The sequence below is a fragment of the Borrelia persica No12 genome (assembly GCF_000500045.1).
Lineage (GTDB): Bacteria > Spirochaetota > Spirochaetia > Borreliales > Borreliaceae > Borrelia > Borrelia persica.
In genome coordinates, this window is sequence record NZ_AYOT01000146.1 from 457,698 (window position 1) to 469,707 (window position 12,010).

Below are 12,010 nucleotides of genomic sequence, written 5' to 3' on the forward strand. Positions count from 1 at the left end.
CATACCTCTATAAATTATTAAATTCAAATATCTAAGAGATAAAATCTCACCTCTTAGAATTAACATCCTTTTTGTGATAACTACGAAAATTATTATTATATTTACTATTCCTAACATAAGAAATTCTAACCCTTTTAAAATTTCCATCTCCTTCACTCTCAGTCTTAATATCACTATAACGATTTAAAGTGGTATGAATAATTCTTCTCTCAAAAGGATTCATTGTTGGCAAAAGAATAGAACGCCTACTTCTCTTTACCTTATGCAGAGAACTTATTGCCAAATTAATAAACCTTGATTTAAATCTTTCTCTATAGTCCTCAATGTCCAATATTATCCTATTAAAATTACCAATCTCTCCAATAAGTCTAGTCATATAAATATTTGTCAAAAGCTGCAAAGAATCTAAATTCCTTCCTTCTTTTCCAATCAAAATATTTGGACTGTCTGTATCAATAGAAATTTTAACATAATCGCCATCTATAGACTCAATCTTCAAATTAACAGAATAACCCATTTTGTTTAACACTTCTTTAAGAAAATCCAAAACTTTATTATAAATATCCTTATCAATACAAGTTTCAGATTTTACTTTTTCCTCTTTAACATGGGGAGACACTTTTATTCTAATCATCTCTTTTTTAAATAAAAATCCAACCTTCTCTCTATCCAAAATCTCCACATCAAATTCACCTTCTCTTAAATCAAGATCCCTCATAGCTTTCTTAATTGCTTCTTGTTCTGTCTTTCCATAAAATTCATAACTCATTTGTTCCTCCTTTCAGACACATGCATTTTTATATAGTATTGCTGTAAAATGGTAAAAACATTGGTTGTAATCCAATAAATTAAAAGTCCTGATGGCATATCATAAAGAATGAAAAAAAACATAATAGGCATACCAAAATACAAAAATTTCTGTTGTGCGCCAAGACTTTTAAAACTAACATTAGAACTAATTATTGTAGAAAATAATTGAGTAATCATCATAATAAAAGGCAAAATTCTAATATCAGTCCATGCAAAAACTTTATATCCAAAATAATATATACTGTCACCAATTGACAAATCATCAATCCATCCTGAGATAAAACTAGCTCCCCTTAATACAAAAAAATTATTCACAAGACCATAAAGAGCAAAAAACACAGGTAGTTGCAAGAGAATAGGAAAACATCCTCCGAAAGGATTCACACCTTCCTCTCTATAAAGTTTAGCCATCTCCTCATTTAATCTTTTAGGATCATTTTTAAACTTAACTTGTATTTCTTTCATTTTTGGCTGCAACTTAGAAAGCTCTGCCGTAGCTCTAAAACTTTTAAAAGTCAAAGGAAATATAAGTATTCTTACAACAATCGTCAAAAAAATTATTGAAAGACCCCAATTGGGAATAACACTATGAAAAATTTGCATTATCAATTGCATAGGTACTTGAATAAAATACAATAAACTTTTCTCTACAGACATTCCAAATTCAACATCAGATAAACCAAAGCTATTTAGCTCGCTTTTATTAAAAATATCTAAATATTTATTGTCTCTAGGACCTACATAAATATAAAAAACATCACTAGTATTTTTGTTACCCAATTTGTTTAAAATAAAAGCATTTAAAATTTTATTTTCATGCTTAAATTCAACATTCATATTTCCTTTTGAAACTAAAACTTCAAAATACTTAGTTCCAACACCAACCCATTTAGGATTTGTAACATTTAAACCATCACTGCCATATCTAAGCTTAGTATCATAATAAATAGCATGGGATAAATAATTATTATATTGAAATTTACCTCTAGAACTTAATTCTTCAATATCAGAATTTAAGACAAATTTATAAAGATCAATACCAAGATTATCATTAACATCAACATTATTTAAAAGAATTTCAAGCTTGATTAAATATTCATTGCTTTCTGCAAATGTATATTTTTTTATATACTCATAATATTTACCATCAAATTCAAAATTAGTCTTAAACTGATGTATGCGATCATCTATTTTTTCGTACAAAAATAAACTCTTACTTAATTTATCTAAGGTAATATAAAAAAGACCTTTGGTTTGTGCATATCCCTTAACTATTTCTGTTGGTTCTTTTTCTAAATTTAAATGATTTTTAAGCTTTAGAGAAATCAAATTTCCACCAAATGTTGAAAAAGTAGCACGGTATATATCTGTTTCAACACTGATGTGCTTAGAATTATCACTTAAGCTTAAATTAAAATCCTCATCAGATGAAGAATGATCAATACTAAAATCCCTATTTAAATCAAATTTAATCTCCTTATCAATCGAGGAAGAAGATTTTTGAGAAAAAAACATATCATCAATAAGCATAAAAATACCTATGAAAAATAAAGACAAAAAAACAGCGCGTAAAATTCTTTTATTTGAGTTCACACTTTCCTCTTCATAATATAAACCATCATATCCTTTAGTATTGCCTTAACCTGATAATAATTAATATTTACTCTTTTAGGATAAACCACTAAAATAAAATCAGCATGCCTATCCTTTAATAAATCAAAATATTCCCTAAAGCATTCTTTAAAGATCCTCCTAACACGATTCCTTTTAACAGCACCTTTAAAAACTCTAGGAAAAGTAACAAGTATTCTAGAGATTGCTAAGCTTGTAAAGCTATAAAATACATTCACCCCTTCTAATCTAATAAATTGACCTTCTTTAAAAAGCTCTTGAATCTCTAATTTGGATTTTATGCTAATATTTCTTTTTTTCATCAGAAACAGTTAATTTTGACCTTCCCTTAGCTCTTCTTCTGGCAAGAATAAGTCTACCACCTTGAGTTTTCATCCTAGCTCTAAATCCAAATTTCCTGTTTCTCTTAACCCGACTCGGCTGATACGTTCTCTTCAAGCAAGTCCTCCATTTAAAAACATTATCTACTCATAAGATATAAGTTAAGCAATACAATGTTATATTATCCAATTATAATTGTCAATAAAATCACCTTATTAAAACCTTTATATCTGATATTTCAAGACCTGTAGACTCCTTTATTGAGTGCATTATCTTTGCTTTATTACAAGAAATATTATATAAAATACTCGGATTCTTAACAGCAACAAATAACACCTTGCCATCTTTTAAATTTAATAATTTTACCTTATCTGAAAAATCTTTAAATATAATTTGCCAATTCTGAGACAGTACCAAGTTTGAATTCAGCTTTTCATTAACACATATATCCGTATTTAAGTAATTTTTAAGCACATCAGATGCTTTCTTAAAGCTCAAATTTTCCATTCTTCATCCTATATATTACACAATTACTATCCCTTTTAACATCATGATAATCATCTAAAAATGTAAAAAAACATTGTGAATCTTTTGGCAAAATTTCAAAAACCTTTTTCCTTTTTATACTATCCAATTCTAAAAATACATCATCGAATAACAAAATGGGTGCTATATCAAATTGTTTATTAAAAATAATAACCTGAACAAGTCTATAAATCAAAGCAAGTACCCTAATTTGCCCTGTTGATGCATGATTAGTAAAAACTCTCTTATCATTATTCAATATCTCATATAAATCCCTATGAGGACCTATTAAAGTAGTCTCACTATAAAATTCCTCTTTCTCTCTTAAAAACAAGATCTCATAAAATTCCTCTTTCTTACAACATGTGAGAGAAGGAAGATATTCAATTCGTAAATTATACGAAACGTCAAAAATCAATAGACAATAGTATTTAAAAAATTCATAAAAACGATCTACGAAATTTTTTCTCATTTCCGTTAACTCAAAAGCACAGTCAACAAAAGTTTCATTGGAAGCCCTAAGTAAATTTTTATCACCTTGTTTTAAAATCAAATTTCTCTGTTTTAAAATCTTTCTATACTTCCTAAGAGAATCCAAATAACTTAAAGAAACAAGACTCATTGCCTGATCAAAAAACCATCTCTTTTTAATTGGAGCTCCAATGATAAAATCAATATCATGGTTTGAAAAGACAATTGCTGGAATATTTAATATCAAGTCTTTCCTATCTCGTATGATGCTATTGTTAACCTTTATCTCCTTTTTGTCATTCCTGAATGATAAATTAATCTCTCCATCCTTTTCTTTAGTCTGGTAAAAACACTTCAAATAAAACTCTCTCTCACCATATCTAATAAGCTCTCTATCGGTATTAACTAAAAATGAAGATGCAAAAGCAAGACAATAGATAGCATCAAGAATATTGGTTTTACCAGAACCATTTTCCCCACAAAAATAGATATTATCAAAATCAAAATTGATAACCTGATTTTCTATATTCTTAAAATTAAAAAACTCAATCTTCTTTATCATATTGCCAATAAAAAAACAATCTTAAAACAATTTTAGTTTAATACCATGGGCATTATTAAATGAAGAAAGTTACAATTATCCTTTTCACCCAATTTTAATATACCTGTCACACTAAATTTTATCTCTAATTTTGGATTATCAAATACAGAAATAAGTTCAGTTAGATAAACGCTATTAATAGCCACCGCTTCTTCAACTCCATCATAATCATAGCTAGGACCTTGCATAAAAAATTCTCCCCTTCGTCCTGTAATCGGATCTTCTGCCATAAGTTTTAACTGATTAGTAAAAAAATTTAGAATCACTTTTTTAGACCTTTTATCCGTATAAGAATTCACTCTTGAAAGCCTATCTTTAAGAACAGCAACATCGATTAATGCTCGATGTGTATGCTCTTGAGGTATTATACTCTCATAATCAGGAAAGTTGCCACTAATCAAGCTACAAGCTATTTTGTAATTGTTAAATTCGACATAAAATTTTTTATCAGAAACCTTGAGTTTTATCACTCCTTCTCCTATCATCATCTGTTTTAAGAGATTAAACATTTTAACAGGAACGATAAAATCGATCTCCTCTTCAAAGACCAAATCCGTTTCATAAACAGACATTCTGTGTGAATTGGTAGCAACAAGTGTTAATGCAGAATTTTTATTTTTTGTAAAATAAATCCCATTGAAAACATTTTTGGATTCATCGTGTGATGCCGAGAATGAAACTTTGTTTATGATTTTTTTAAAATCTTTTTGATTGAGTTCAACCGTAAAATCGTAAATTTCGTCATTGATATCATAATTGTAATTTTCAACCTCTTCACTAGAAAAAGTGGGTTCACTTAAATGATCGTTTGTAAAATTTTCGCTATTGTTTCCCGATTCTCCAATAATGTCCAGTTTGCTTTCATCTTCTTTAAATTTTATTTTTAGTTCGTCGTATAAATTAAGCGCTTTTACGGCATCTGACAGGTTAGAAGCGTTGATTAATACTCTGAAATTTTCTGTTGAAACAATTGGTATTGTACTCTCAAAAAAAATGTTCCTGTCCGTTGCTTTTATTGTAAGATTAGAATTTTCAATCTCAAGCAATATCGCACTCCAAATATCGTTTATATTCCTATTTAAGATTATGCTTTTAGCCTTATCAATCTCTTCTGAAATTTGTTCCGTATCGCATAGTATAAATTTTTCATTCAATCTTTTACCCCCCTTTTATTATATTATTATTTCTCAACTTTTAAAAATAAAAAAATCCTTTTTATTATATTATTATCTTTTTTGAATTTCGTTATTTGATTTTGTCAATTTCTTTTTTTTTTATTTTATTATATTTAATAGTTGTATTAGTAGGAAGGTGTCGAATTGTCTAATTCTATCTATTTGTTTATGCTATAAGGAGTAATATATGTTCAATTCTTTATGTTTTTTGACGAATTCTCTGTTCAATTTGTTCAAAGATGTTCATAAATGTTTATAAATGTTCATAAATGTTTTGAATTTTGTCAATTTTTGTTTATTTTGTTCATAAGTTCTATGATTAAATTGTCAATTTCTATGTTTTTGTTTCTATCCTTATCTATCTTATTTATCGAATAAAGTACCGTTGAATGGGTTTTTCCTCCAATGATCTTACCTATTTCAATTGTCGAAAGCTCTGTAAAATTCCTCAAAAGATAGGCATAAATATGTCTTGCTTTAGTAATTTCGGGTTTTTTGCTATTACCTTCAATATCTTTATTTGTAAGTTTTAGTTCCCTTAATATAACTTTTTTTATGCTTTCTATGTTGATCTTATTGGGTGTATTTGTATTATCATTCTCGTAAGCTACTATTTCCTTGATTATTTTATCTACTATGTTTGTGTCAATTTCTATGTCTTCAAGGTCTATGTGGGCTTTTAGTTTTGTTACAGCAGCTTCAAGATCTCTTATATTTGTTGTAACTTTTTTTGCAACTAAATTGAGAATGTTTTTAGGAACTTTGATTCCATCTTCTTCTGCTTTCTTTTCTATAATTGCTACTCTTAGTTCAAAATTTGGTTTTGAGATATCGACATTTAAGCCTCTTGTAAATCTGCTCTTAAGTCTGTTTGTAAAATTTACAAGTTCTGAAGGTTGTCTGTCGCATGTAAATACCATTTGTTTATTATCTTCATAAAGAGCATTAAAAGTATGGAAAAGCTCTTCTTGTATGCCTTCTTTTTTTTGTAAGTCATGAATATCGTCTAGTAATAACATGTCTAGATGACGGTATTTTTTCTTAAATCTTTTCGTTTCATTTGTTTTTATACTTTCGACAAATTCGTTTAAAAAATTTTCGGCAGTGACGTAAAGTATTTTGAATTCTTTGTGTAATTCTTCTGTTTTATTTCCTATACCTTGAAGTAAATGTGTTTTTCCAAGTCCAACTCCGCCATAAATTAGGCATGGGTTATATTTTTTGCCAGGATTTTGTGCAATTGATAAGCTTGCATTGTATGCAAGTTTGTTGTTTGGTCCTATAATGAAGTTTTCAAATGTATATTTTTTTTTAAGAAAGGGATTTCTATATTTTGCATGAATTTCTTCTTTTATATTGTATTGTTTTGTTGTGCTTTCTATTATGTTTCTTGCATGAGTGTTGAGATCTCGGTTTTTTGTTTTTTGTAAGTCTTGTTTTGTTGCAATGTCTTTTAATGAAGTGTTTTTTGATTCTATATTGTGATTTTTGGGTTCATTTTGTAGATATATGAATTCAACATTAGTTGCATTATGTCCTTTTTCTATTAGAATTTCTTTTATTCTTTTTGAAAATCTTTTTTCTACTTGGTTTTTGTGAAAAGAATTTGGAGTAGATATCTTTATATTCTCACCAATTGCTTCTATGAAATATAGATTTTCAAACCATATATAAAATTCTTCTTCTGAGAGTTCCTTTCTTATTGCTGCTAAAATTAAGCTCCATATGTTTTTGCCTTCTTGCATATTTTATCCTCGTTGATTTTTACTTTTTTATTTTATATCTTCTTGATTATTAACATATTTATGTATAAGTATTATATAGTATAATAATGAACCGGAACATGAGCTTAACAATTTATAGGTATTGAAATTTTATTATTTTTAAGTCAAGCTAGATATGTTTCGTGATTTATATCATTTAATGGATGTTATATTGTTTTTAATGTAAAATTTGCTTATGTATATATTATGATTAATTATGTGGAAGGTTTATGAGTTATGTTGCTAGTAATATTCAAGTTTTAAAAGGTCTTGAAGCTGTTAGAAAACGACCCGGTATGTATATTGGATCTGTTTCAATTAATGGATTACATCATTTAGTTTATGAAATTGTTGATAATAGTGTTGATGAGGCTTTGGCAGGATTTTGTGATAAAATAGAAGTTGTTATAAATTCAGATAATTCTATAACAGTAAATGATAATGGTAGGGGAATTCCTATAGATATTCATGAAGAGGAAGGAATTAGTGCACTTGAACTTGTTTTAACCAAGCTACATTCTGGAGGAAAATTTAATAAGGGTACTTATAAAGTTTCTGGTGGGCTTCATGGGGTTGGAATTTCAGTCGTTAATGCTTTATCATCTTTCTTAGAAGTGGTTATTAGTAGGGAAGGAAAACTTTTTAAACAAACTTATTCAAGGGGTATTCCGACATCTGAAATTGAGGTTGTTGGAGTAAGTTATAATAGTGGTACTAAAGTTACTTTTTTGGCCGATTCTGAAATTTTTGAGACTTTAAAGTATGATTTTGATACTTTGGCTAGAAGGCTTAGAGAACTTGCATTTTTAAATGATAAGATACGGATTTCAATTGAAGATAGGAGATTAGGAGAAGAGAAGTTTTTGGAATTTTACTTTGAGGGCGGCATAAAAGCTTTTGTAGATTATATAACTAATAATAACAAGAATATTCAGAGTAATCCTTATTTTATTGAGGGAACTTGTGATGATGTTATTGTTAGTGTTGGGCTTAAATGGACTGAAGGGTATTCTGATAATACTTTATCTTTTGTAAATAATATTAATACTAAAGAGGGAGGAACTCATGTTGCTGGCTTTAAGAGTGGGCTTTTAAAGGCAATGAATGAGGCTTTTAGAGAGTCGAAGATAAGCAAAAAAGATGTTCCAAATCTTACATTAGATGATTTTAAAGAAGGTTTAACGGCCGTAATTTCTATTAAAGTGCCAGAACCTCAATTTGAGGGACAGACTAAAGGGAAATTGGGGAATTCTTATATAAAAAAAATTGTTGAAACTATTGTACATGATGGACTTTTAAAGGTTATTAATGAAAATCTTGCAGAAATGGATGTTATCCTTGATAAAGCAGTTAGAGCTGCTCGTGCTCGTGAGGCTGCAAGAAAAGCAAGGGAATCTGAGCGAAAAAAAAGTGCATTTGAAAGTTTGGCATTGCCTGGCAAATTGGCAGATTGTGCATCTAAAAATCCAGCTGATAGGGAAATTTATATTGTTGAGGGTGATTCTGCGGGAGGAAGTGCAAAAATGGGAAGAGATAGATTTACTCAAGCTATCTTGCCATTGTGGGGTAAAATGCTTAATGTTGAAAAGACACGAGAAGATAAGGTTATTACAAATGATAAGCTTATTCCAATAATTGCATCTCTTGGAGCTGGTGTTGGTAAAACTTTTTATATTGAAAAACTTCGCTATCATAAAATTATTATTATGGCTGATGCTGATGTTGATGGATCTCATATTAGAACATTGCTTCTTACGTTTTTCTTTCGTTATATGAGAAAGTTAATTGAGAATGGACATGTATATATAGCTATGCCACCTCTTTACAAGGTTAAACATGAGAATAGGGTGCATTATTTTTATAATGATTTAGAAAAGGAAGCTTTTTTGGGATCTATTGAAGCTGGAAAAAGGGATAAAGTGAGTTTGCAAAGATATAAAGGACTTGGAGAGATGAATCCTACACAACTTTGGGAAACTACTATGAATCCTGCTACTAGAAAAATGAAATTAATAGAGATAGATGATGCTATACAAGCTGAAAAGATTTTTGTTACTCTTATGGGAGATGATGTTGAGCCTAGAAGAGAATTTATTGAACAGAATGCCCTTGATGTGGCAAATCTAGATGTGTGATTGGAGCACTAATGGCAATTGAAGAAAATAAAGAGCAAGTATTAAATATTAAAATAGAAGATGAGGTTAAGACCTCGTATTTAAATTATGCAATGTCTGTTATCGTTTCAAGAGCCCTTCCTGATGTAAGGGATGGCCTTAAACCTGTTCATAGAAGAATTTTGTATTCAATGCATGAAATGGGGCTTAAGTCTGATAAGGCATTTAAGAAGGCTGGACGGATTGTTGGAGATGTTCTTGGTAAGTATCATCCTCATGGTGATCAATCAATTTATGAGGCGCTTGTAAGGCTTGCACAAGATTTTTCTTTAAGATATCCTATAGTTAGTGGGCAGGGGAATTTTGGTTCTATTGATGGTGATCCTCCTGCTGCTATGAGGTATACTGAAGCTCGAATGGCAAAAATAGCTGAAGAGCTTGTTGTAGATATAGATAAACAGACTGTTAATTTTAAACCTAATTATGATGATTCTTTGCTTGAGCCTGAAGTTTTACCGGCTGCTTTTCCATTTCTTTTAGTCAATGGTTCTAGTGGTATTGCTGTTGGAATGGCTACGAATATGGCTCCACATAATTTGAGAGAAATTTGTGATGCCATAGTTTATATGTTAGATCATGATGATGTTTCTGTTTATGATTTAATTAAAATAGTTAAGGGTCCAGATTTTCCTACTTATGCTGAGATTGTGTACAATGAGAGTTTGGTTAAAGCTTATACTACGGGAAAGGGTGGCGTTGTTATTAGAGCACGGTATCATATTGAAGAGAAGTTAGAAGATAATATTTCTATTATAATTACACAAATACCTTATGCTGTTAATAAATCTTCTTTACTTATGAAGATTGCATTGTTAGTAAAAGAAGAAAAATTGGAAGGTGTATCTGATATAAGGGATGAGTCGGATCGTGAAGGTATTAGAATTGTTCTTGAAATTAAAAAAGGCTTTGATCCTCATGTTGTGATGAATTTGCTTTATGAATATACCGAACTTAGAAGGAATTTTAGTATAAATAATTTGGCTCTTGTTAATGGTATTCCTAAACAATTAAATTTAAAAGAGCTTATATCTGAATTTATTGCACATAGAAAGGATATTCTTAGAAGGCGCGTGGAGTTTGACTTAAAGAGAGCTAAAGAAAAGGCCCATATACTTGAAGGATTGAATGTTGCATTAAAGAATATTGATAGAGTAATAGAAATAATAAGAGTTTCCAGGATTGCAAAAGACGCTAAAGAATGTATTATGAGAGAATTTAATTTGTCAGAAATACAGTCTAATTCTATACTGGATATGAAGTTACATAAGTTGACAACTCTTGAGATAGAAAAAATTGAAGAAGATTTTAAAGTTGTATTGGCTTTAATAAAAGATTATGAGGATATTTTAATAAGTCCGTTAAGAATTGTTACTATTATAAGAGACGAGATGATTAATTTAAGTTTAAAATTTGGCGATGATCGCCGGACAAAAATAATTTATGATGAGGAGGTTTTAAAAACTAGTATGTCAGATTTAATGCAGAGGGAAAATGTTGTTGTTATTCTTACAAAGCAGGGTTTAATTAAAAGAGTCTTACAAGATGAATATAAACTTCAAGGTATAGGTGGTAAGGGCGTTAGTTCTTTTGATTTGCAAGATAGAGATCAAGTTAGTGTTGCTTTATGTGTAAATACGCATGACTTTTTATTTATGATTTCAAATGAAGGAAAGCTTTATGTAATTAATGTTTATGGAATTAAAGATTCTTCTAGAACTTCAAAAGGACAAAATATTCGTGAGCTTGTTAATTTGGGAGAAAAAGAAGAAATATTAGCTATTAAAAATTGCAGTGAATTATCTGTTGATAATTATTTATTAATAACAACTGCAAATGGAAAAATAGCACGTATTGGGACTGAAGGATTGAAAACAGTTAAATCAAGAGGCGTTATTGTGATGAAACTTGATGAAAAAGATTTTGTTACAAGTGCTGAGATTGTATCTGGAGATGATAAAATTATTTGTATTTCTAGGAAAGGTAATGCTTTTGCGTTTAATTCAAATGATATTAGGCTGACACATAGGGGAACTCAGGGTGTGTTTGGCATGAAAGTGAGAGAGGGTGATACGTTTATTAAGGCTTTAACCGTAAAACAAGGATCTCATCTTTTAATTGTGTCTGAGAATGGATATGGAAAACTATTAGATATATCTAAAGTAACTGGTCTTAAGAGGGGTTCTACTGGTTATACTTGCTATAAAAAATCTGATGAGAAGGCCGGTGAAGTTGTTGATGCTATTTCAGTTACTAAAACTGATGAAGTATTGCTTATAAGTAAGAACTCAAAAGTGTTACGAACATTGGTTGATAAAATATCTGAACAAGGTAAGGATGCCAGAGGAATGCAGGTGTTATCTCTTGATGGGGATAAGTTGGTAACTGTTTCCACATTTATTAAATGATAAGTGAGTATTGTTTATATTATTAGGATGTTCCACGTAGAACATTCTTTTTTTTTGTGGTTGTGATTTTAGTTGTAATTATCATTGAAATTGTCATAGAATAATTTTATAAGTTTTGTATTATTAGGATGTT

The 12,010-nt window shown here is 29.5% G+C and carries 10 protein-coding genes; 2 read left to right on the forward strand and 8 right to left on the reverse strand.

From position 1 onward, the window contains the following. Positions 1 to 46: 46 nt before the first annotated feature. From jag to dnaA, 8 genes are all read right to left on the reverse strand, one after another. Positions 47 to 769 (reverse strand): RNA-binding cell elongation regulator Jag/EloR, encoded by a 723-nt coding sequence (jag, locus tag U881_RS0105440; protein WP_024653587.1) that lies wholly within the window; start codon positions 767 to 769, stop codon positions 47 to 49. Further along, positions 766 to 2,403, reverse strand: coding sequence for a membrane protein insertase YidC (gene yidC / locus U881_RS0105445; protein ID WP_024653588.1), 1,638 nt, complete (start codon positions 2,401 to 2,403; stop codon positions 766 to 768). The genes jag and yidC overlap by 4 nt, the downstream gene beginning before the upstream one ends. Beyond that, complete coding sequence (gene rnpA, locus U881_RS0105450; RefSeq protein WP_024653589.1) at positions 2,400 to 2,744, reverse strand: ribonuclease P protein component; 345 nt, start codon at positions 2,742 to 2,744, stop codon at positions 2,400 to 2,402. Before rnpA ends, yidC begins: the two co-directional genes overlap by 4 nt. Beyond that, positions 2,725 to 2,880 (reverse strand): 50S ribosomal protein L34, encoded by a 156-nt coding sequence (gene rpmH / locus U881_RS0105455; protein WP_024653590.1) that lies wholly within the window; start codon positions 2,878 to 2,880, stop codon positions 2,725 to 2,727. The genes rnpA and rpmH overlap by 20 nt, the downstream gene beginning before the upstream one ends. A 90-nt stretch (positions 2,881 to 2,970) precedes the next feature. Then, positions 2,971 to 3,270 (reverse strand): DciA family protein, encoded by a 300-nt coding sequence (locus tag U881_RS0105460; RefSeq protein ID WP_024653591.1) that lies wholly within the window; start codon positions 3,268 to 3,270, stop codon positions 2,971 to 2,973. Further along, positions 3,251 to 4,321, reverse strand: coding sequence for a DNA replication/repair protein RecF (gene recF / locus U881_RS0105465; protein ID WP_024653592.1), 1,071 nt, complete (start codon positions 4,319 to 4,321; stop codon positions 3,251 to 3,253). The genes U881_RS0105460 and recF overlap by 20 nt, the downstream gene beginning before the upstream one ends. Before the next feature lie 32 nt (positions 4,322 to 4,353). Beyond that, positions 4,354 to 5,514: a DNA polymerase III subunit beta gene (gene dnaN, locus U881_RS0105470; RefSeq protein WP_024653593.1), complete on the reverse strand. Its 1,161-nt coding sequence runs from the start codon at positions 5,512 to 5,514 to the stop codon at positions 4,354 to 4,356. Between the two features lie 305 nt (positions 5,515 to 5,819). Beyond that, entirely contained in the window at positions 5,820 to 7,280 is a 1,461-nt protein-coding gene (dnaA, locus tag U881_RS0105475) for a chromosomal replication initiator protein DnaA (protein ID WP_024653594.1), read from the reverse strand. A 248-nt stretch (positions 7,281 to 7,528) separates the two neighbouring features. Between dnaA and gyrB the strand changes: the two genes are divergently transcribed. Together gyrB and gyrA are read left to right on the forward strand one after the other, a co-directional pair. Next, positions 7,529 to 9,433 (forward strand): DNA topoisomerase (ATP-hydrolyzing) subunit B, encoded by a 1,905-nt coding sequence (gyrB, locus tag U881_RS0105480; RefSeq protein ID WP_024653595.1) that lies wholly within the window; start codon positions 7,529 to 7,531, stop codon positions 9,431 to 9,433. Positions 9,434 to 9,444: 11 nt separating this feature from the next. Continuing rightward, the gene (gyrA, locus tag U881_RS0105485; protein WP_024653596.1) at positions 9,445 to 11,877 is read left to right on the forward strand and encodes a DNA topoisomerase (ATP-hydrolyzing) subunit A; all 2,433 of its coding nucleotides are present in this window, start codon (positions 9,445 to 9,447) and stop codon (positions 11,875 to 11,877) included. Positions 11,878 to 12,010 lie beyond the last annotated feature (133 nt).